This window comes from Bosea sp. 29B (genome assembly GCF_902506165.1).
Classification (GTDB): Bacteria; Pseudomonadota; Alphaproteobacteria; order Rhizobiales; family Beijerinckiaceae; genus Allobosea.
Window position 1 is genome coordinate 492,791 of sequence record NZ_LR733817.1, and the last position, 20,054, is coordinate 512,844.

General features: G+C 66.2%; 20 protein-coding genes. 12 read left to right on the forward strand and 8 right to left on the reverse strand.

Annotated features, from left to right (window positions below):
* Positions 1–153: 153 nt before the first annotated feature.
* Positions 154–891: a GntR family transcriptional regulator gene (locus GV161_RS02535; RefSeq protein ID WP_152012000.1), complete on the reverse strand. Its 738-nt coding sequence runs from the start codon at positions 889–891 to the stop codon at positions 154–156.
* A 161-nt stretch (positions 892–1,052) separates the two neighbouring features.
* Here GV161_RS02535 and uxaC point away from each other — a divergent pair, with 161 nt between their 5' ends.
* From uxaC to GV161_RS02580, 9 genes are all read left to right on the forward strand, one after another.
* Complete coding sequence (gene uxaC, locus GV161_RS02540; protein WP_152011999.1) at positions 1,053–2,456, forward strand: glucuronate isomerase; 1,404 nt, start codon at positions 1,053–1,055, stop codon at positions 2,454–2,456.
* Positions 2,453–3,304: a 5-dehydro-4-deoxy-D-glucuronate isomerase gene (gene kduI, locus GV161_RS02545; protein WP_244623861.1), complete on the forward strand. Its 852-nt coding sequence runs from the start codon at positions 2,453–2,455 to the stop codon at positions 3,302–3,304. The genes uxaC and kduI overlap by 4 nt, the downstream gene beginning before the upstream one ends.
* A complete protein-coding gene (gene kduD / locus GV161_RS02550; protein WP_152012455.1) occupies positions 3,301–4,068 on the forward strand; it encodes a 2-dehydro-3-deoxy-D-gluconate 5-dehydrogenase KduD in 768 nt (255 codons plus the stop codon). The genes kduI and kduD overlap by 4 nt, the downstream gene beginning before the upstream one ends.
* A 193-nt stretch (positions 4,069–4,261) precedes the next feature.
* A complete protein-coding gene (locus GV161_RS02555) occupies positions 4,262–4,603 on the forward strand; it encodes a cupin domain-containing protein (protein ID WP_152011998.1) in 342 nt (113 codons plus the stop codon).
* A gap of 94 nt (positions 4,604–4,697) precedes the next feature.
* Positions 4,698–5,681: a TRAP transporter substrate-binding protein gene (locus GV161_RS02560; protein ID WP_152011997.1), complete on the forward strand. Its 984-nt coding sequence runs from the start codon at positions 4,698–4,700 to the stop codon at positions 5,679–5,681.
* A 191-nt stretch (positions 5,682–5,872) separates the two neighbouring features.
* Positions 5,873–6,406, forward strand: a complete 534-nt coding sequence (locus GV161_RS02565; protein WP_152011996.1) for a TRAP transporter small permease — start codon at positions 5,873–5,875, stop codon at positions 6,404–6,406.
* A gap of 3 nt (positions 6,407–6,409) precedes the next feature.
* Positions 6,410–7,690 carry a TRAP transporter large permease gene (locus GV161_RS02570; RefSeq protein WP_152011995.1) on the forward strand — a complete coding sequence of 427 codons (1,281 nt, stop codon included), beginning with the start codon at positions 6,410–6,412 and terminating at the stop codon, positions 7,688–7,690.
* Positions 7,687–9,156 carry a mannitol dehydrogenase family protein gene (locus GV161_RS02575; protein WP_152011994.1) on the forward strand — a complete coding sequence of 490 codons (1,470 nt, stop codon included), beginning with the start codon at positions 7,687–7,689 and terminating at the stop codon, positions 9,154–9,156. The genes GV161_RS02570 and GV161_RS02575 overlap by 4 nt, the downstream gene beginning before the upstream one ends.
* Before the next feature lie 165 nt (positions 9,157–9,321).
* Positions 9,322–10,182: a transporter substrate-binding domain-containing protein gene (locus GV161_RS02580; RefSeq protein WP_152011993.1), complete on the forward strand. Its 861-nt coding sequence runs from the start codon at positions 9,322–9,324 to the stop codon at positions 10,180–10,182.
* Here GV161_RS02580 and GV161_RS02585 read toward each other — a convergent pair.
* From GV161_RS02585 to GV161_RS02605, 5 genes are all read right to left on the reverse strand, one after another.
* The gene (locus GV161_RS02585; protein WP_152011992.1) at positions 10,137–10,577 is read right to left on the reverse strand and encodes a DUF983 domain-containing protein; all 441 of its coding nucleotides are present in this window, start codon (positions 10,575–10,577) and stop codon (positions 10,137–10,139) included. The genes GV161_RS02580 and GV161_RS02585 overlap by 46 nt on opposite strands.
* A gap of 143 nt (positions 10,578–10,720) precedes the next feature.
* Positions 10,721–12,100 (reverse strand): PLP-dependent aminotransferase family protein, encoded by a 1,380-nt coding sequence (locus tag GV161_RS02590; RefSeq protein ID WP_152011991.1) that lies wholly within the window; start codon positions 12,098–12,100, stop codon positions 10,721–10,723.
* Between the two features lie 88 nt (positions 12,101–12,188).
* The gene (locus tag GV161_RS02595; RefSeq protein ID WP_152011990.1) at positions 12,189–12,965 is read right to left on the reverse strand and encodes an ABC transporter permease; all 777 of its coding nucleotides are present in this window, start codon (positions 12,963–12,965) and stop codon (positions 12,189–12,191) included.
* A gap of 243 nt (positions 12,966–13,208) precedes the next feature.
* Positions 13,209–13,934, reverse strand: a complete 726-nt coding sequence (locus GV161_RS02600) for an ABC transporter ATP-binding protein (RefSeq protein ID WP_152012454.1) — start codon at positions 13,932–13,934, stop codon at positions 13,209–13,211.
* Between the two features lie 217 nt (positions 13,935–14,151).
* Complete coding sequence (locus GV161_RS02605; RefSeq protein ID WP_152011989.1) at positions 14,152–15,231, reverse strand: ABC transporter substrate-binding protein; 1,080 nt, start codon at positions 15,229–15,231, stop codon at positions 14,152–14,154.
* A gap of 202 nt (positions 15,232–15,433) precedes the next feature.
* Between GV161_RS02605 and GV161_RS02610 the strand changes: the two genes are divergently transcribed.
* Together GV161_RS02610 and GV161_RS02615 are read left to right on the forward strand one after the other, a co-directional pair.
* Complete coding sequence (locus GV161_RS02610) at positions 15,434–17,149, forward strand: lysine--tRNA ligase (protein WP_152011988.1); 1,716 nt, start codon at positions 15,434–15,436, stop codon at positions 17,147–17,149.
* Positions 17,146–17,835, forward strand: coding sequence for a nitroreductase (locus tag GV161_RS02615; protein WP_152011987.1), 690 nt, complete (start codon positions 17,146–17,148; stop codon positions 17,833–17,835). The genes GV161_RS02610 and GV161_RS02615 overlap by 4 nt, the downstream gene beginning before the upstream one ends.
* 16 nt (positions 17,836–17,851) lie before the next feature.
* Here the strand turns inward: GV161_RS02615 and GV161_RS02620 are convergent, their stop codons facing one another.
* Together GV161_RS02620 and GV161_RS02625 are read right to left on the reverse strand one after the other, a co-directional pair.
* Positions 17,852–18,712: a calcium-binding protein gene (locus tag GV161_RS02620; RefSeq protein ID WP_152011986.1), complete on the reverse strand. Its 861-nt coding sequence runs from the start codon at positions 18,710–18,712 to the stop codon at positions 17,852–17,854.
* Between the two features lie 155 nt (positions 18,713–18,867).
* A complete protein-coding gene (locus GV161_RS02625) occupies positions 18,868–19,389 on the reverse strand; it encodes a cysteine dioxygenase family protein (protein ID WP_159650110.1) in 522 nt (173 codons plus the stop codon).
* A 186-nt stretch (positions 19,390–19,575) separates the two neighbouring features.
* Between GV161_RS02625 and GV161_RS02630 the strand changes: the two genes are divergently transcribed.
* Complete coding sequence (locus tag GV161_RS02630) at positions 19,576–20,052, forward strand: Lrp/AsnC family transcriptional regulator (RefSeq protein WP_152011984.1); 477 nt, start codon at positions 19,576–19,578, stop codon at positions 20,050–20,052.
* The last annotated feature ends 2 nt before the right edge of the window (positions 20,053–20,054 follow it).

The following is a 20,054-nucleotide window of genomic DNA, read 5'->3' on the forward strand; positions in this document are numbered from 1 at the left end:
CGAGCGCGGCAAGCGGAAGCTGGGTTGCGAGCGCGGCGAGGCCCGCTCCCGCCAGAAGATCGCGCCGCGTCGTCATCGTCCGCCTCCCTGATGTGGCGGCGCAAGATGGCGCGGGAACGAAGCAGGAGGCAAGAGCGCCAGCGCGCAGCCCTGTCAGACGAAATAGTCCGGATAGCTCGCCTTGAGATGCACGAGATCGGGCAACAGCGTGCCCAAATGCTGGCGCATCGCGACGACCGCGGCCGAGGCGTCGTGCCGCCTGATCTCGTCGACGATGGCGAGATGCTCGCGGATCACCATCGCCATCCGCCCCGGCACCGGCAGCGTCATCCGCCGGCAGCGATCGATCTGACTTTTCGCGGCTTGGGCCAGCTTCCAGACGCCGGGATAGCCGGCGATGTCGGCGAGCGCCTCGTGGAACTCCTCGTCGGCGAGATGGAAGCGCTCCTGATCGTTCGCCTCATGCGATTCGTGCAGCACGGCGATCGTCGCATCGAGCCGGGCGATGTCGTCGGCGCTCGCCATCCGTGCCAGCACCTCGACCGTGGCGCATTCCAGCGCCTGGCGAATGAACACCGCCTCGGGGATCGCTCCCGCCGGGATACGGGCGACGAAGGTGCCGGCCTGTGGAAATATCTCGACGAGCCCCTCTTCCTTCAGCCGAATCAGCGCCTCGCGCACCGGCGTGCGGCTGATGCCGAAGCGGGTGGTGAGATCCTTCTCTGACAGCGCCACGCCGGGCCGCAGCACCATGTCGAGGATCTCGCGCCGAAGCTCGTCCTGCACGACGGAGGCGGCCGTGGCGCGGCCTGCGGATGCCGCGGCGAGGCGCTGCGGCTTGCGCTCGCGGCGCGTCCCGCCAGCCTCGCCTATCCCTAGCGCCTGCGACATCGTCCTATCCCGGCCATGATCACTGCCTTATTGGACCACGTTGCGTGCTCCGCGGCCAATCAGGGCGTAACACGGCCGGGCGGCGCATACTAGTATATTAGTATATTGACGTCTCACCAGCACCGGCCCTATGGTCCGGCCCGACAGAGGAAACGCCAGCAATGCTGCTGCACGATGATCGTCTTTTGCCTGCCGAACCGGTGACGCGCGGCATTGCGCGCCGCCTCTATGCCGGCGTCCGCGACCTGCCGATCATCTCGCCGCACGGCCACACCGATCCGCGCTGGTTCGCCGAGAACAAGCCCTTTCCCGATCCGGCGACCCTGCTCGTCAAGCCGGATCACTACATCTTCCGCATGCTCTATTCCCAGGGCATCAGGCTCGAGCAGCTCGGCATCGCCCGCAAGGATGGCGGCGAGGTCGAGAGCGATCCGCGCAAGATCTGGCAGCTCTTCGCCAGCAACTGGCACCTGTTCCGGGGCACGCCGACCAGACTCTGGTTCGAGCACGCCGCCTTCTCGATATTCGGCATCACCGAGCGCCTTTCCGCGGAGAGCGCCGACCGCATTTATGATCGCATCGCCGAGCAACTGGAGCAGGACGCGATGCGTCCGCGCGCGCTGTTCGAGCGCTTCAAGATCGAGGCGATCGCGACGACCGAAGGCGCGCTCGATCCGCTGAAATGGCATGACATGATCAGGGAGTCCGGCTGGGGCGGCAAGGTCGTCACCGCCTATCGTCCCGACAGCGTCGTCGATCCCGAATTCGAGGGCTTCAAGGACAACCTCGAGCAGTTCGGCGAACTGACCGGCGAGGATGTCGGGAGCTGGAACGGCTATCTCGAAGCCCATCGCAAGCGCCGCGGCTATTTCATCGAGCGTGGCGCGACCTCCTCCGACCATGGCCATGCCACGGCCCGCACCGCCAACCTGACACCCGCCGAGTGCGAAAAGCTGTTCGCAAAAATCCTGAAGGGCAAGTTCTCGGCCGAGGATGCGGATGTCTTCCGCGGCCAGATGCTGACCGAGATGGCCAAGATGAGCCTCGATGACGGGCTCGTCCTGCAGATCCACCCCGGCTCCTACCGCAACCACAACCCGCATCTGTTCGAGCAGTTCGGCCGCGACATGGGCTCCGACATCCCGCGCGGCATGGACTATGTCTCGGCGCTTAAGCCACTGCTCGACGCGGTCGGCAACGAACGGAACCTCACCGTCATCGCCTTCACCCTCGACGAGACCAGCTATTCGCGCGAGCTCGCCCCACTCGCCGGCCATTATCCGGCGTTGAAGCTCGGACCGGGCTGGTGGTTCCTCGATGCGCCCGAGGCGATGCTGCGCTTCCGCGAGCTCACCACCGAGACCGCCGGCTTCTACAACACCGTCGGCTTCAACGACGACACGCGCGCCTATCTCTCGATCCCGGCGCGCCACGACGTCGCCCGCCGGATGGACTGCCACTACCTCGCCAGGCTCGTCGCCGAGCACCGTCTCGACGAGGACGAGGCCGCAGAAGTCGCCCACGATCTCGCCTACCGCCTGGCCAAGGAGGCCTACCGGCTGTGACCAGCGCCACCAAGACCATCGACGAACGCCAGGCCGCCCATCCGCGTGATGTCCGCGGCTACGACACCGAGACGCTGCGCCAGGACTTCCTGATCGAGCGCATCTTCGTGCCCGGCGAGATCGCGCTGACCTATAGCCATTACGACCGCATGATCGTCGGCGGTGCGACGCCGGCGGCCAAGCCCCTCACGCTCGATCCGTTCGCGCCGACCGGCACGCCCTTCTTCCTGGCGCGGCGCGAGCTCGGCGTGATCAATCTCGGCGGCGCTGGCTCGGTAACCATCGACGGCGAGCGCTTCGAGCTGCCCAGCCTCGATGCGCTCTATGTCGGGCTCGGCGCGAAGGAGGTGTCCTTCGCCAGCGCCGACCCGGCCAACCCGGCCAAGTTCTATTTGACCAGCGCCCCGGCCCATCGCGAAGCCAAGCACCAGCTCATCCGCAAGGACGACGCCAACACCATCCATCTCGGCTCGGCCGAGACCTCGAACAAGCGGACCATCCGGCAATACATCATGCCGAACAGCACCGGCACCAACCAGCTGGTGATGGGCATGACGGCGCTGGAACCGGGCTCAGTCTGGAACTCCATGCCCTGCCACACCCATACGCGGCGAATGGAGGCCTATCTCTACTTCAACCTCGACCCGGCCCACCGCGTCTTCCACTTCATGGGCGAGCCGCAGCAGACCCGGCATCTCCTCGTCGCCAACGAGCAGGCGGTGATCTCGCCGAACTGGTCGATCCATTGCGGCTGTGGCACCTCGAACTACTCCTTCGTCTGGGCCATGGCCGGCGACAATGTCGAGTTCACCGACATGGACGCAGCGCCGGTGGAGACGCTGCGCTGATGGCGACGGCCTCGCCCTTCTCGCTGGACGGCCGCACGGCACTGGTCACCGGCGCCAATACCGGCATCGGCCAGGGCATCGCGCTGGCGTTGGCTCAGGCCGGCGCCAGGGTCGTCGCGGCCGGGCGCTCGAGCATGGCCGAGACGGAGAAGCTGATCGCCGAGGCCAGCGGAATCTGCTTTCCGCTCCTGGCCGACCTCCAGCAGGAGGGCATCGCCGCGCGCGTCGTCGAGCAGGCCCAGGCGCTGGCCGGCCCGCTCGACATCCTCGTCAACAATGCCGGCATCATCCGCCGCGCCGATGCACTCGATTTCAGCGAGAGCGACTGGGACGAGGTGATGAACCTCAACCTCAAGGCCAATTTCTTCCTGGCCCAGGCCTTCGCCAAGGCGGCGCTCACAGCCGGCCGGACAGGGCGCATCGTCAACATCGCCTCGCTGCTCTCCTTCCAGGGTGGCATCCGCGTCGCCTCCTACACCGCGAGCAAGAGCGGGCTCGCCGGGCTGACCCGGCTGCTCGCCTGCGAATGGGCGGCCAAGGGCATCAACGTCAACGCGATCGCGCCCGGCTATGTCGAGAGCAACAACACGGAAGCCTTGCGCGCCGACCGTGACCGCAACGCCGCGATCCTCGCCCGGATTCCCGCTGGGCGCTGGGGCAAGCCCTCGGATATCGGCGGCGCGGCCGTGTTCCTGGCGAGCGACGCCGCGGCCTATATCCACGGCGCGATCATTCCCGTCGACGGAGGCTGGCTGGCGCGATGAGCATGTTTCTGGGCAATCCAGCGATCGCAGGAAGCGGCAACCTGTCCTCTTCCCCCCGCTTGCGGTGGGGAAGGGTTAGGGATGGGGGGCCGGAAAGCCGAAGCGCCATCCGTCATCGTCGCGCCGAGCGGCACTGCCCCCCACCCCAGCCCTCCCCACCGCAAGCGGGGGGAAGGAGAAGGTCGTGCCAACCATGACCGACCGTCTCAATTCCTTCTTCCAGCATGACGCCGAGATCGCCTGGGAGCCGACCGAGCCCGGCGTGAAACGCAAGATCATGGCCTATGGGCCGGACCTGATGGTGGTGCGCGTCGCCTTCGAACAGGGCGCGATCGGCAAGGCGCACCAGCATCCGCACCGCCAGGCTTCTTACGTCGAGAGTGGCGTCTTCGACGTCACCATCGACGGCAAGACCAGCCGGCTTGTCGCCGGCGATACCTTCTTCGTGCCCGAGAACCTCGTCCATGGCGTCGTCAACATCGAGGCCGGGCAGTTGATCGATTCCTTCACGCCGATGCGGACGGAATTTTTGTGAGAGATCGCCGCGCCGGCCGTGCCGGCGCGGCTCCCGTCAGGGGACAAGAACGACCGGAATAAGCCGGCGACTTTATTGGGGAGAGGACAACACCATGCTCAATCGACGGAGTTTTTCCGCGCTCGCCGGCGTCGCTTTCGCCGCGCTGCTTTCGACTTCGGCACAGGCGCAGAACGTCACCCTGCGCTCGACCGACATCCACCCGACCGACTATCCGACGGTCGAGGCCGTCCGCCATATGAGCAAGCTGCTCGATGAGCGCACCCAGGGGCGGATCAAGATCAACGTCTTCCACTCGGCCCAGCTCGGCCAGGAGAAGGACACGATCGACCAGACGCGCTTCGGCGTCATCGACATCAACCGCATCAACATGGCGCCGTTCAACAACCTGATCCCGGCGACCAACGTGCCGTCCTTGCCCTTCATCTTCCGCTCGGTCGAGCACATGCGGAAGGTCATGGACGGCAAGATCGGCGACGACCTGCTCAAGGAGTTCGAGAAGCACGACCTGATCGGCCTCGCCTTCTACGATTCCGGCTCGCGCTCGTTCTATAATTCCAAGCGCGCCATCAACAGTCCGGCCGACATGAAGGGCATGAAGATCCGCGTGCAGCAGTCCGACATGTTCGTCGCGCTGGTCTCGGCGCTCGGCGCCAACGCCACGCCGATGCCGTTCGGCGAGGTCTATTCAGCCCTGCAGACCGGCGTCATCGACGGCGCCGAGAACAACTGGCCGTCCTATGAATCGACCCGGCATTTCGAGGTCTCGAAGTTCTATTCGGTGACCGAGCACTCGCTCTCGCCGGAGGTGCTGGTGATGTCGAAGAGGAGCTTCGACAAGTTCAACGCCGCCGACCAGGCGCTGATCAAGGCTGCCGCCAAGGAATCGGTCGCCAAGATGCGCGAGCTCTGGGACGCCCGCGAGAAGGCCTCGGAAGCCAAGGTCAAAGCCGGCGGCGCCCAGGTCAACATGGTCGAGAAGCAGCCCTTCATCGACGCGATGAAGCCGGTCTACGACAAGTTCGTCACCGACGCGAAGCTCAAGGACATGGTCGCCGCCATCCAGGCGGTGAAGTGAGTCGAACTGCGGGGCGGCTTTAGGGCCGCCCCGTCCCACTCTCTCGAAGCCCTCATCCTGAGGAGCGATCGCAGATCGCGTCTCGCAGGATGCTCCAGAGACCACTGGAACCATCCTTCGAGACGCTGCTGCGCGGCTCCTCAGGATGAGGGCTGAGCATAAGCAACCGACATCCATTCTCGGACATCCTCATGCACGCCTTCACCGCGCTTCTGACGCGCCTCGGCGCCAAGCTCAGCCTCTTCGCCCTGTTCACCGCCGGCGCCGGCCTCGTTCTGATGACGATCATGGTCGCTTGGGGCGTGTTCGGCCGCTATGTCCTCAACGACACGCCGATCTGGGTCGAGGCCGGCTCGCTCTTCCTGATGTCCTGGTTCATCCTGCTCGGCGCTGCCGTCGGCGTGCGCGAGAGCGACCATCTCGGCTTCGAGGTCGGGCTTGCGATGTCGCCGCCGCCCCTGCGCGCCGCGCTCGTTCTCATTGGCGAAGGGCTGGTCTGCCTCTTCGGCCTGGCGATGCTCGGCTATGGCAGCCAGCTCGCCGCCGGGACCTGGAGCGACCGCATGCCTATCATCGGCATCTCGCGCGGCTGGGACTATGTCCCGATCGCTGCCGGTGGCGCGCTGATCGCCCTGTTCGCGCTCGAGAAGATGCTGCTCTTTGTCACCGGCGAGACGCAGGCCCCGCTCGGCTTCGGCCATTTCGGCTCTGAGCAGGAGGTCTGAGACATGGAACTCTGGGTTCTCTTCGGCGTCTTTTCGCTGCTCCTGCTGATCGGCGTTCCCGTCGCCTTCTGCCTCGGCATCGCCTCGGTCGCGACCGTCGCCTATATGGGCCTGCCGCCGGTCGTCGTCTTCCAGCAGATGAATTCCGGCATGAACGCCTTCGCCATGATGGCGATCCCGTTCTTCATCTATGCCGGCGACCTCATGATCCGCGGCGGCATCGCCGAGCGGCTGATCCAGATGGCGTCAAGCCTGGTCGGCCATCTGCGCGGCGGTCTCGGCCAGGTCAATGTCGTGACCTGCACGCTGTTCGGTGGCATTTCCGGCTCGGCCGTGGCCGATGCCTCCGCCGTCGGCGGCCTGATGATCCCGCAGATGAAGAAGCGTGGCTACGACGCCGACTACGCCGTCAACGTCACGGCGAATGCGGCGATCATCGCGCTGCTGATCCCACCCTCGCACAACATGATCATCTATTCGCTCTCGGCGGGCGGCAATATTTCGATCGCCGACTTGTTCACCGCCGGCGTCGTTCCCGGCCTGCTGCTCTGCGGCTCGCTGATGTTCGCCGCCTGGGCGGTGGCCGTGAAGCGCGGCTATCCGCGCGAGGCCTTTCCGGGCTTTGCCGCCGTCGGCCGCTATGTCGTCGTCGCCACACCCGGCATCCTGCTGATCGGCATCATCTTCGGCGGCGTCCGCTCCGGCGTTTTCACCGCGACGGAATCCTCCTGCGTCGCGGTGGTCTATGCCATCCTCGTCACCATCCTGGTCTATCGCCAACTCACCTGGAGGGCTTTCGTCGAGGCGACGCTCGGTGCGGTGCGCACCACCGCCATGGTGCTGCTGGTGATCGGCACGGCCGGCTCGTTCGGCTGGCTGATGGCCTTCCTCGAGGTGCCGCAGGCGACGATCGCAGCGATGAAGGCGGTCTCCGACAACCCGCTCGTCATCCTGCTGATGATCAACATCATCCTGCTGGTCCTCGGCACCTTCATGGACATGGCGCCGATGATCATCATCTGCACTCCGATCTTCCTGCCGGTGGTGAAAGCCTTCAGCGTCGACCCCGTGCATTTCGGCGTGATCCTGATCCTCAACGCCGGCATCGGCCTCAACACCCCGCCGGTCGGTTCGGTGCAGTTCGTCGCCTGCGCCATCGGGCGCATCTCGATCGGCGAATCCATGCGCACGATCTGGCCGTTCTACGGCGCCTCTGTTGCCGTGCTCTTGCTCGTGACCTATGTCCCCGGCATCTCTCTCTGGCTGCCGAGGCTGTTCCATTGACCCGTCTGTCCTCCGCCACCCTTGCTTCGCCCCCGGCCGCCGTCAGGCGGCCGGGCTATGACCGCAGCAAGCTCCGGCCCGGCATCGTCCATCTCGGCCTCGGCGCCTTCACCCGCGCCCATCTATGCGAGTTCACCGACGATGCGCTGGAAAAGGAATTCGGCGCCTGGGGCATCGTCGGCGCCAGCCTGCAGCGGCCCGACCAGCGCGACCGGCTGAAACCGCAGGACGGGCTCTACACCTTCCTGAAGCGCGCTCCCGCCGGCCCGGAGCTGCGCGTGATCGGCTCGGTGCTCGATGTCCTCGTCGCGCCCGAGAGCCCGCAGGCGCTGGTGGCGAGGCTCGCTGCGCCCGAGACGAAGATCGTCTCGCTCACGGTCACCGAGAAGGGCTATTGCCACGATCCGGCGACCGGCAGGCTCAAGGCGGATCACCCCGACATCGTCCACGACCTCGCCAATCCGGCTGCGCCGCGCTCGGCCGTCGGCCTGATCGTCGCTGGTCTCGCCGCCCGCAAGGCTGCGGGCCTCGGCCCGTTCACTGCGCTCTGCTGCGACAACCTCCCGTCGAACGGCCATGTCCTGGCCGGCCTCGTCCGCGATTTCGCCGCGCTGCGCGATGACAAGCTCGCCGCCTGGATCGAAGTCAACGGCGCCTTCCCCTCGACCATGGTCGACCGCATCGTGCCTGCAACCACCGAAGCGGATATCGCCGAGGTCGCAGGGCTCCTCGGCCTCGACGACGCAGCCCCGGTGATCGGCGAGCCCTTCCGGCAATGGGCGGTCGAGGACGTCTTCGCCGCCGGCCGGCCGCGCTGGGACGCGGTCGGCGCGCAGATGGTCTCGGAGGTCGCGCCCTTCGAGTTCATGAAGCTGCGCATGCTCAACGGTGCGCATTCGAGCCTGGCCTATCTCGGCTATCTCGCCGGTCATGAGACGGTCGCCGACGCCAGCCGTGATCCGGTCTTCGCGCGCTTCCTGCAAGGCCTCTGGTCCGAGATCATCCCGGCCGTGCCGGCCCCGCAGGGCGTCGACCTCAGGACCTATGCCGGCGACCTGCTCGCCCGTTTCCAGAATCCGGCGATCAGGCACCGCACCTGGCAGATCGCCATGGACGGCTCGCAGAAACTGCCGCAGCGCCTGCTCGGCACCATCCGCGAGCGCCTGAAGGCTGGCGCACCGATCGACCATCTCGCGCTCGGCGTCGCCGCCTGGATGTCCTACGTCACCGGCACCGACGAGACGGGCGCCGCGATCGACGTGCGCGATCCGCTCGCCGCCGAATTCGCGACCCGCGCCAAGACAGCCGGCCGCAATGCGGCGGCGCTGAGCGAAGCGCTTTTCGGCATCGGCGCGATCTTCGGCGACGACCTGCCGCGCGAGCAACGCTTCACGCAGGCCGTGGCCGGGCATCTCGGCAGCCTGTTCCAGAAGGGCGCGAAGGCGACGGCTGCGGCGCTGGGGTGAAAGACGCGCGTCATGCTCGAGCTTGACCCGAGCATCTCAGGCCTAAAGAGGCTCTGATCAGTGCCTTCTCGTCATGAGATTCTCGGGTCTGCGCTTCGCTCCGCCCGAGAATGACGCGTTCGCTCCCCCTTGATCCCGGCCCCACCCTGACGCCAGATACAGGCGATGTTCGCCCGCTTCGCCGACGCCCTGGCCACGAGCGCCCTCGCCGCCCTGCTGCTCCTGCCCTACGCAGGCGCAAAGGCCCAGGCGCAGCCGGCCTCGACCTATGTCGTGCCGAATTATTGGGATCCGAACGTGCGCGTCGAGCGGCCCGATCTCGGCCCGCCGCGGGTGATCCGCTTCCTGACCGACGATGATTTCCCGCCGATGCATTTCGCCACGCCCGAAGGCGGCATCACCGGCTTTTCGGTCGAGCTCGCGCGTGCGGTCTGCGAGAAGCTCGCTTTGAGCTGCACCATCCAGGCGCGCCGCTTCGACACCTTGCTGGATTCCCTCGCCGAGGGACGCGGCGACGTGCTCGCCGCCGCCATCCCGGTCACGAGCGAACTGCGCATCCGCTTCGCCGCCAGCCAGATCTACCACCGCTCGCCCGCAAGGCTGCTGACGACGCGGGGCAATGCCCGTGCGGACCTCGAACTGGGGAGCTTGCGCGGCACCCGCGTCGCCGTGGCAGCAGGCACCGCGCATGAGGCCTTCCTCGAGCGCCTCGCCCCGTTCATCCAGCGCCGCACAGCGCCCGACCTGCAGGCGGCCCTTGCTCTGCTACGCAGCGGCGACGCCGAATATGTCTTCGGAGACGGGGTCTCACTGGCGCTGAGCATTGCCGGCCGTGGCGGCAGCGAATTCGCCTTCGCCGGCGGCCCCTATCTCGAAGCGCGCTATTTCGGCGAGGGCGTCGGCTTCCTGCTGCGCAAGGACGATCTCGCCTTGAAGCGGGCGATCGACTACGCCCTGCAGGGCCTCTGGGACGATGGCACCTATGCCAGGCTGTTCATCCGGTTCTTCCCGGTCAGCCCGTTCTGATCACTCCTGGCGGGCTGGCTCGGCTTGGCGAGGCGCCCTTCCTCGGCCTTGTAGAAATACTGCGAGGCGACAAGCCAACCCTTGAGCGGCCGCAAGGGCGGGATGCAGGTCAGCAGCACCAGCGGCAGCGTCGTCACCAGATGCACCCAGGTCGGTGGGCTATAAGTCAGCTCCAGCCAGAGCGGGAAGGCGACCGCCGGCACGCAGACGAACATCATCACGAAGAAGGCCGGGCCATCCGCCGGATCGGCAAAGGAGTAATCGAGCCCGCAGGCCTCACAGCGCGGCTTCAGCGTCAGGAAGCCGTCGAAGAGCCGCCCCTCGCCGCAGCGCGGGCAGCGGCCACGCAGGCCGGTCTTGAGCGGAGACAGCGCCGGCCAATGCTGATGTGCCATGTCGTCCTCCTGATGGTGACGCACCATGATTGACTGCATTCACCAGAGATTGACGGCTACATAACGTCGATATTGATTGCAGTCAATATTCACAGACACGCAACACTGTCGCAGGCCATGCATTCGGCACAGGCCAAATCCGACTAGAGTGCGCGAGCGCCAACTTCCGGCGCCTGCTCCAGTGCATGCGCCATGAAGGCGAGCACGTCGCCGAGCGCCTTGCGGCCGATCGGCCCGCCCAGGCAGATTCGGGCCGCCTCCGGCGCCGGTCCTTTGGCCGCGAAGGCGTCGCTGGCGACGATGCCGATCCCGGTCGCCTGCATCTGTCCGACGAAGGCGGCGCGGGTCCAGGGCGGCGGCAATTCCAGCCAGAGATTGAAGCTGAACGGATCGGCGCGGCTTAAGCCCGCCGGCAGGATCTCAGCGGCGAGCCGCTGCCGCGCAGCCGTCTCCGCCCTGACGAAGGCGAGCAGCGCATCGGCGCTGCCATCCTCGATCCAGCGCGTTGCCAGCGCCGCGGTCAGGGGCGAGGCCATGATACTGCTGGCCCGCAGCGCAGCGGCGAAGGGCCAGCCGGAGCGGAGATCCGGTGCCACGACATAGGCGAGCCGCAAGCCGGCCCCGAGGCATTTCGACAGGCCGGCAATGTGCCAGGTCAACTCAGGCGCGAGCACGGCGAAGGGCGTCGGCGCATCGGAGGGCACGAAACCATAGGCATCGTCCTCGATGATCGCCACGCCATGCCGCTGGGCGACCGCGACGATCGCCTCGCGTCGCCGCAACGGCATCGTGGCCGTCGTCGGGTTCTGCAGGACTGGGTTGAGATAGAGCACCTTCGGCTTCAAGCGCATACAGACTTCGGCGAAAGCCTCCGGATCGAGGCCGTCGCCATCCGTCGCGAGACCGGTCAGGGGCAGGCCGAGCTGCGCGCAGATCGAGCGGATGCCGGGATAGGTCAGTGCCTCGCAGAACACTGCGTCGCCCGGCTTGGCGAGACTGCTCAGGATCGCCAGCAGCGCCGCGTTCGCACCCGGCACGACGAACAGGCGCTCGAACGCCGGCGCAAGCCCGCGCCGGCCGAGCCAGAGCGCAGCCGCCGCCTTGTCAGCGGGCGCGCCACCAAGCGGCTGATAGCGCAGCAGGCTGACCAGTCGCTCGCTGACCTCGACCATGCCCTGCCGCAGCCGAGCGATCAGCACGGGATCGTCGGGCTCCGGCGGCAAAGTCATCGAGAGATCGACCAGCTCCGGCACGGACGCCATTGGCGCCGCGACCTTGGCCGGCGCGGCCTTGACGAAGGTGCCCTGCCCGACCCGCGACTCGACCAGGCCGCGCCGCTGTGCCTCGACATAGCCGCGCGCCACGGTGGTGAAGTCGACGGCGAGCGCCTCGGCGAGCCGCCGTTGCGGCGGCAGCCGCTCACCGGCAGCCAGCGTCCCCGCGGCGATGTCCGCGGCGATGCGGTCGGCGATGGCGAGATAACGCGGCTTGTCGCTTTGGGTCAGGTCAGGGAGCCAATCCATGGGTGCGATCCGTCATGAGGCGAAGCACTGAATGGATTGACTGTATATTGTTGCGCAGCCGCTCTGTCACTAGCGGCTGAGCATCGCCTCAGCCGACGATCTCGCCCCGGAACGCCCAGCGCGTCATCCGGCGCTCGACCAGAGCGCAGGCGGCGTACATCAGCACGCCCATAATCGCGATGGCGAAGAGGCCGGCGAAGGTTGTGGCGGAATCATTGCGCGCGCCGGCCGAGAGCATCAGGAAGCCGATGCCGCGATTGCCGCCGACCGTCTCGGAGATCACCGAGCCGATGAAGGCGAGCGTCACCGCGACCTTCAGGCTGGCGAAGAGATAGGGCATGGCGCGCGGCACGCCGACCTTGGTCAGGATCTCCCATTGGCTCGCCCCGAGCGAGCGCATCACGTCGCGCATCTCCGGCTCGATCGTGGCGAGGCCGGTCGCGACGTTCACCACGATCGGGAAGAAGGAGATGACGAAGGCGGTGATGATCGCCGGCAGCGCGCCGACGCCGAGCCAGATCATCAGGATCGGCACGATCGCGACCTTGGGCACCGCATTGAAGGCAATCAGCAGCGGGTAGAGCCCGGAATAGACGAAGGGCGAGGCGCCTACGGCAAGGCCGAGCAGCACGCCGAAGCCGATCGCCAGCACGAAGCCGATCGCCGTCGTCCACAAGGTCTCCAAGCAGTATCGCAGCAGGATGTCCCAGCGCTGGACCATCACCTCGAAGATGCGCGTCGGCTTCGGCGCCAGGATCTCCGGCACGTCGAAGACGATACAGGCGAGTTCCCAGAGGAGAAGCAGCCCGGCCATGGCGAGCCAGGGCATGGCGATGAGCAGGACCTGTCTCTGACGGTCAGTCATGATCTCGATCCTGCCGGGGCGCGCATCGAGGCCAGGGCGGCGGGGCGGAAGTTTTTTTGCGGCTCGTGGAGTACTCGAGCCCTCCCCCCGCTTGCGGTGGGGAGGGTTGGGTGGGGGGCAGAGCCGCTCGGCATTCCGACAAACGAATGAAGCGCCCTGCTTTCCGGCCCCCCATCCCTAACCCTTCCCCACCGCAAGCGGGGGGAAGGGGATGCGCGACACCTGCATCCGATCGCCCTGGCATCACGCATGCTCCATATGGATGCGCTCACGCAGATCGTGGACGATGTCGACGAACTCGGCGGTGAAGGTCGTCTCCAGCGTGCGCGGCCGCGGCAGCTCGATCTTGCTGACCTTGACGATCCGCCCGGGACGCCGGCTCATCACATAGACGGTATCGGCGAGATAGACGGCTTCGCGCAGGTCGTGCGTCACCAGAACGGCCGTGAAGCGCCGCTCCAGCCACAGCGCCTGCATCACGCCCCAGAGTTCCTCGCGCGTGAAGGCGTCGAGGGCGCCGAAGGGCTCGTCGAGCATCAGGATCTCGGGCTCGTGCACCAGCGCCCGGCACAGGCTCGAGCGCTGCTGCATGCCGCCCGAGAGCTGCCAGGGGAACTTGTCGCCGAAGCCGCCGAGGCCGACCGAGGTGAGCAGCTTCTCGACCCGCTCGACGTATTCAGCCTTGTTCCTGCGGAAGCGGCGCTTGTGCGGCTCGACCACTTCGAGCGGCAAGAGGATATTGTCGCGCGTCGTGCGCCAGGGCATCAGCGTCGGCGCCTGGAAGGCCATGCCGACGCCGCGGATCGGGCCCTTGACCGGCTGGCCATGGACGCGGACCTCACCGCCCGTCGGCGGCAGCAGGCCGGTGACCAGCTTCATCAGCGTGGACTTGCCGCAACCGGACGGGCCGACCACGGCGATGAACTCGCCCTTGGCGATGTCGAGCGTCGCATCCTCCAGCGCCAGCATGCGCGAGGGGCCGCTGCCATAGGCGAGGCTGACCTTGCGCAGTTCGACGAGAGGAGTTCCGGCCCGCGCCCGCGAGCCCTCATCCTGAGGAGCAGCCGAAGGCTGCGTCTCGAAGGATGGTCCAGATGTCACGGGAGCCTCCTGAAGCATCCTTCGAGACGCCGTCCCTGACGGGACGGCTCCTCAGGATGAGGGCTTGAGTGGATCGCCACGTCCGTTACGGCGCGACCATGCGCTCCGCCTTGGGCGGCAGGTATTTATTCGAGAACACCTTGTCGGGCGCCGGCGCGGCGGGCAGGCCGAAGGCGTCGGCGACGTCGACGACCGAACGGGCGAAGCGGGCCGGGTCGACATCGCCCATGCCGTTCTCCTTCACATAGGGCGTCAGCACGTTCATCTTGAGCGACAGGTCGAGGCGCTCGGTCTCGAGCTTCTCGTCGATCAGCGGATCGCGCTTCTTCACGGCGGCGAGGCCAACGGCCGGGTTGGCGGCGACCTCCTTCCAGGCCTTGGCGGTGGCGCGCAGGAAGCCCTTCACCACCTCAGGCTTCTCGGCGAAGGCCGGCGAGACGATGATGCCGTTGCCGTACACGTCCATCTTGTAGTCTGAGTAGTTGAAGGAGACGATGTCCTCCTGCTTCACGCCGCGCGCCTTCAGGTCGAGCACCGACGAGAAGAAGTGGCCGCTGATGAAATCGACTGTGCCCTGCACCATCGACTGCTCGCGCAATTGCGGCGTCAGGTTGACGTGATTGACGGTCTTGGCGTCGATGCCGACCTTCTTGGCGAAGGCGGGGAAGAGCCGGAACGAGGCGTCGAACACCGGCGCTCCGAGCTTCTTGCCGGCGAGATCGGCGGGCTTCGAGATCCCGGTCTTCTTCAGCGTGTGCACGCCGAAGGGCGGGAAGTCATAGGCCATGAAGACACAGAGGATCTCCTTGCCGACATTCTTGGCGTTGTACTCGATCAGCGAGTTCACGTCGGCGAAGCCGATATCATAGGCGCCGGTGGCGACGCGCTGGACCGCGCCGGCCGAGCCCTGGCCGGGATCCATGGTCACGTCGAGCCCCTCGGCCTTGTAGTAGCCCTTCTCCAGCGCCACCAGGAACGGCGAGGTCGGCCCCTGGAACACCCAGTCGAGCGTGAACTTCACCGCGGTCTGCGCTTGTGCCGGGGACATCGCCCCGAGAGCCAGCGCCGCGGCACCCGCCAATGCGACGCGGCGGCTGAGCGCCCATGCCAAACCCTTGCCGGCCGGCTGCGAGCCGGACTGCCCCCACTTCACCTCACGAACCATCAAAGCCGACCCCTGCTTATGTTGTACGACGACGCTAACCGGCACTTATTGGGAGTCAATCGAGCGGCCGGGGTTGTCTGCCGCTTTTTAAGGCAGGCGTTTTCCATCTTGCCGGCAGATGACGTCCCGGTTGTTGCACCGCACGCGCATATCTGCGAAACCGCGCCCTTCCCTGTCCTATCCAGCGAGACCTGAAGCCAAAATGCCCGCTTTCGACCCCGCGCTCATCGAAGCCGCCCGCGTCTCGGCCGCCTGGCCGTTCGAGGAAGCCAAGAAGCTCGTGGCGCGGCTGCAGAAATCGGGCAAGCAGGAGGCGGTGTTCGAGACCGGCTACGGCCCGTCGGGCCTGCCGCATATCGGCACTTTCGGCGAGGTCGCGCGCACCTCGATGGTGCGCCACGCCTTTCAGGTGCTGACCGATGGCGCCATCCCGACACGATTGATCGCCTTCTCGGACGATCTCGACGGGCTGCGCAAGGTGCCGGACAACGTCCCTAATCAGGCTTTGCTCAGAGAGCATCTCGGCAAGCCGCTGACCGAGGTGCCGGACCCATTCGGCACGCATGACTCGTTCGGCCGGCACAACAATGCCCGGCTCTGCGCCTTTCTCGATCAGTTCGGCTTCGACTACGAGTTCAAGTCCTCGACCGACGCCTATCGCGCCGGCGAGTTCGACGCGACCCTGCTCAAGATGCTGGCCCGCTTCGACAAGATCATGTCGATCATGCTGGCGACCCTGCGCGAGGAGCGCGCCGCGACCTATTCGCCCTTCCTGCCGATCCATCCCAAGACAAGAATCGTCATGCAGGTGCCGATCGAGGCGCGCGATGTCGAGGCCGGTACCATCACCTGGTCCGATCCGCAGACCGGCGAGCGCTTCACCACGCCGGTCACCGGCGGCCATGCCAAGCTGCAATGGAAGCCGGACTGGGCGATGCGCTGGGTCGCACTCGGCGTCGACTACGAGATGGCCGGCAAGGACCTGATCGACTCGGTCAAGGTCTCCTCGCAGATCGCCCGCGCCATCGACGGCACACCGCCCGAGGGCTTCAACTACGAGCTCTTCCTCGACGAGCAGGGCCAGAAGATCTCGAAGTCGAAGGGCAACGGCCTCACCATCGAGGACTGGTTGAGTTACGGCCCGCCGGAATCGCTGGCGCTGTTCATGTACTCGCGTCCGCGCGAGGCCAAGAAGCTGCATTTCGACGTGATCCCGCGCGCGGTCGACGACTATCTGCAGTTCCTCGGTGGTTATGAGCGCCAGGACTGGAAGAATCGGCTTGGCAATCCGGTCTGGCACATCCATGCCGGCACGCCGCCGCAGCCGGAGGTGATCGCCACCGGCGAGGGTGACAATGCGGTGCGCACCCAGATCTCGTTCGCGCTGCTGATGAACCTCGTCGCCGTCGCGAACACCGAAGACAAGGATGTGCTCTGGGGCTTCCTGCAGCGCTATGCGCCTGGCATCTCTCCGCAGACGCATCCGCGGCTCGATGCGCTCGTCGGCTACGCCCTCACCTATTTCCGCGAGCGCTTGAAGCCGGCGAAGCGCTATCGCCCGGCCGACGAGACCGAGCGCGCCGCCTTCAGCGCTCTCGACACCGCCCTCGCTGCCCTGCCGACGGATGCGAGCGCCGAGACCGTGCAGGACGCCGCTCTCGATGTCGCCCGCGCTATCCCGCGCTACCAGAACCTGACTGCCAAGAACGCGACGCCGGAACGCCCCGGCGTTTCCGGCGACTGGTGGAAGGCGATCTACCAGGTGATGTTCGGCGAGGATCAGGGCCCGCGCTTCGGCTCCTTCGCCGCGATCTACGGGCTCGACAACACTCGCAAGCTGATTGCGGACGCGCTTGCCGGCGAGTTGATCCGCCAGCACAACGCCTTCCGTTTCATAGACATGGCGAATAGCGCATGAGCGCAGCGGCGCTGGCGGCTGAGGCGGTCGAGACGGCCATCGCCAGCCGCCGCGCCGTGCGCGCCTTTCTGCCCGATCCGGTTGATCCGGCGCTGGTGCGCCGTCTGATCGAACTGGCGGCGCAGGCCCCGAGCGGCACCAACATGCAGCCCTGGCGCCTGCGCGTGCTCGGCCCCAGGACCCGCGCAAAGCTGGAGACGGCACTGGTCGCCGCGCTCGACGATCCCTCCCCGCGCGAGGAGGAGTATCGCTATTATCCGGTGACCTTCCGCGAGCCCTATCTCTCGCGCCGCCGCAAGGTCGGCTGGGACCTCTACGGCCTGCTCGGCGTCGCCAAGGGCGACCATGCCGGCATGCGCCGCCAGACCGAGGCCAATCTGCGCTTTTTCGGCGCGCCGGTGGCGCTGATGCTGACGGTCGACCGCGATCTCGAGATCGGCTCCTGGCTCGATCTCGGCGCCTTCGTCCAGACCCTGTTGATCGCGGCGCAAGGCCACGGCCTCGACTCCTGCCCGCAGGCGATCTTCGCCAGCTTCCATCAGATCGTGCGGCGCGAGCTTGCAATCCCGCCGAGCGAGGTCGTGGTCTGCGGCATCGCGCTCGGCAAGGCCGATCCGGATGCGCCGGCAAACCGGCTCGTGCCGGAGCGCGAGCCGGTCGAGGGCTTCACCAGTTGGCTGGATTAGCCCGAGGCCGTTCCGCTCAAAGCAGGAAGTCGGAAGCCGTCAGGTTGATCTCTCCGACGAGCTCGACCTCGAAATCAGCGACCTTGTCGCCATTCATATCGGCCGTGACGAAGGTGTTGCCGTCGACAATGTCGTATCGCACCTCGCCGGCGCCGCCGCTGAAGCCGTCCGTGTCGATGAAGACGAAATCCTGGAAGTCGGGCGTTTCGGTATCGGCATCCACCGGCAGGCTGATGTCGTCTGCGCCTTGCGTGAAATTGTAGATGACGTCGCGCGCGGCGGCTCCGGGAGCGCTCTCACTTTCGGTCCAGTAGACGAAGACGTCCCGGCCCGCGCCGCCATGGAGGAAATCCTTGCCGGCGTCGCCCCAGAGCTCGTCGGTGTAGTCGAAATTGGCGGTGTCGTCGCCGCCGCCATAAATCGTGTCCGTGCCGTTGCCGCCGCGGAGGAAATCCGCGCCATTGCCGCCTTGGATCGTATCGTTGCCGTCGCCCCCGATGAGGATGTCGCGTTCCTCGCTGCCGGAGAGCATATCGTTTCCGGCCTCGCCATAGGCGATGCCGCCGCCAATCACCACGTCGTTGCCATTGCCGGCATAGATCAGGTCGTACTGGCCGCCACCGTCGATGAGATCGTTGCCATCGCCGCCATAAAGCTGATCGACGCCTTCACCGCCATAGAGACGGTCATTCCCGCCGCCGCCGTGAATGACGTCGAAACCGTCGCCGCCGGACAGCATGTCGGCGAGCGCGCCGCCCGTCATATGGTCGTCACCGCCGCGCCCATAGGCGGTCCAACCGGTGGGGCTGATCTCGGCCAACCAAGTATCGTTACCGTCGGTGCCATCCCAACGATTCTGCAGAACGTTCAGGCTCATGCCTCAAGTCTCCTTGACAGCTGGCCCACCCGCTTTTTGATCTCCCCGCCCGCAGCGTCGATGCGGCTTGCGACATCATGATGGCAAAAGAGCGCGGCCGGAGAGCTCCCGATCGCGCTCACATATCTTGCCGGCAATAAGTCGTATCGCCTGCTTCAGCCCGCCACCGCCGTGTATTCGGTTTCGACCGAGGAATCGTGGAGATGGTGGTCGTAGCCATAGATATGGATCGAGATCGCATCGCCCACGCCGCGGTTCTGCATACGATGGATGTTAGGCCCCGTCGGCAGCATGCAGGCGACATAGCCGGCCTGGCGCTCATATTCCTGCGTCGCCACCGCGCGGCTGGCATCGATGGCACGATACCAGGTTTCCGTCAGGGCGCCCGTGACCATGCCGAAGCAGCAGGAGCAGTGATGATCGTGGATGCAGGTCGTGGAGCCCTCGCCCCAGACCATCGCCCAGACGCTGACGGCGTCGTTGCCGGCGAGCAGGTTGCGGGCATAGCTGCCTTGCTTGCGCTGCAGCGGCAAGGCCTGGATCAGATCGGGGATAGCGACGAGCTCGTTGAGGACGGCGCGGGCCGCGGCGAGATAGTCGCGCGAGCAGGTGCCCTCATGGGTCCGCAGGGCATTCAGCACCGCGCCGCTCCGCTCCTCGCCGAGAAAGCCCTGCATGTCCCTGATCTCCCGTCCCATCGAATGACAGGAGGATGATAGGCCGGGACCGAAGGGAACGGTTTGCGATCCGCCGCTCAAAACACGACGAACTTAGAAACTGATACCAATATCGATCTCATTATGAGAAATGAATTTCTGCTTGCATATAGCGAGTGATATTCTGTTCCGAGGAGATCCATCGCCGTGGCCAGGCTCGATGCCTTCGATCTGCGCATTCTCGCCCTGCTGCAGCAGGATGCGAGCAAGCCGCTGGCGGAGATCGCGGAGGCGGTCGGACTGTCGCCGACGCCGTGCTGGCGGCGCATCCAGAAACTGGAAGAGGCCGGTCATATCAGGCGGCGTGTCGCGCTGCTCGACCGCACCAAGCTGAAGGCCGGCGTCACCGTCTTCATCGCGGTCAAGACGGCGCATCATTCGATGGACTGGCTGGAGCGCTTCCACGCCGCCGTACAGGACCTGCCCGAGATCGTCGATTTCTACCGGATGAGCGGCGAGATCGACTACCTGCTCAAGGCCTATGTCTCCGACATCACCGCCTATGACGCGCTCTACAAGAAGCTGATCGCGCGCATCGAGCTCAACGACGTCACCTCCATGTTCGCCATGGAGGAGCTGAAATCGACCACGGCGATCCCCCTCGGCTTCGCTGCCGAGGGGTGATG

Excerpts from the sequence above, each read along its gene's own strand:
- GV161_RS02590 (WP_152011991.1), bottom strand. The coding sequence starts at position 12,100 with ATGGATTGGCTCCCTGACCTGACCCAAAGCGACAAGCCGCGTTATCTC.
- GV161_RS02555 (WP_152011998.1), top strand. The coding sequence starts at position 4,262 with ATGACCGACCGTCTCAATTCCTTCTTCCAGCATGACGCCGAGATCGCC.
- GV161_RS02595 (WP_152011990.1), bottom strand. The coding sequence starts at position 12,965 with ATGACTGACCGTCAGAGACAGGTCCTGCTCATCGCCATGCCCTGGCTC.
- GV161_RS02625 (WP_159650110.1), bottom strand. The coding sequence starts at position 19,389 with ATGCAGGGCTTTCTCGGCGAGGAGCGGAGCGGCGCGGTGCTGAATGCC.
- GV161_RS02610 (WP_152011988.1), top strand. The coding sequence starts at position 15,434 with ATGCCCGCTTTCGACCCCGCGCTCATCGAAGCCGCCCGCGTCTCGGCC.
- GV161_RS02580 (WP_152011993.1), top strand. The coding sequence starts at position 9,322 with ATGTTCGCCCGCTTCGCCGACGCCCTGGCCACGAGCGCCCTCGCCGCC.
- GV161_RS02570 (WP_152011995.1), top strand. The coding sequence starts at position 6,410 with ATGGAACTCTGGGTTCTCTTCGGCGTCTTTTCGCTGCTCCTGCTGATC.
- GV161_RS02620 (WP_152011986.1), bottom strand. The coding sequence starts at position 18,712 with ATGAGCCTGAACGTTCTGCAGAATCGTTGGGATGGCACCGACGGTAAC.
- GV161_RS02605 (WP_152011989.1), bottom strand. The coding sequence starts at position 15,231 with ATGGTTCGTGAGGTGAAGTGGGGGCAGTCCGGCTCGCAGCCGGCCGGC.
- GV161_RS02565 (WP_152011996.1), top strand. The coding sequence starts at position 5,873 with ATGCACGCCTTCACCGCGCTTCTGACGCGCCTCGGCGCCAAGCTCAGC.
- GV161_RS02535 (WP_152012000.1), bottom strand. The coding sequence starts at position 891 with ATGTCGCAGGCGCTAGGGATAGGCGAGGCTGGCGGGACGCGCCGCGAG.
- GV161_RS02560 (WP_152011997.1), top strand. The coding sequence starts at position 4,698 with ATGCTCAATCGACGGAGTTTTTCCGCGCTCGCCGGCGTCGCTTTCGCC.
- uxaC (WP_152011999.1), top strand. The coding sequence starts at position 1,053 with ATGCTGCTGCACGATGATCGTCTTTTGCCTGCCGAACCGGTGACGCGC.
- GV161_RS02585 (WP_152011992.1), bottom strand. The coding sequence starts at position 10,577 with ATGGCACATCAGCATTGGCCGGCGCTGTCTCCGCTCAAGACCGGCCTG.
- GV161_RS02600 (WP_152012454.1), bottom strand. The coding sequence starts at position 13,934 with ATGCTGGCGCTGGAGGATGCGACGCTCGACATCGCCAAGGGCGAGTTC.
- GV161_RS02615 (WP_152011987.1), top strand. The coding sequence starts at position 17,146 with ATGAGCGCAGCGGCGCTGGCGGCTGAGGCGGTCGAGACGGCCATCGCC.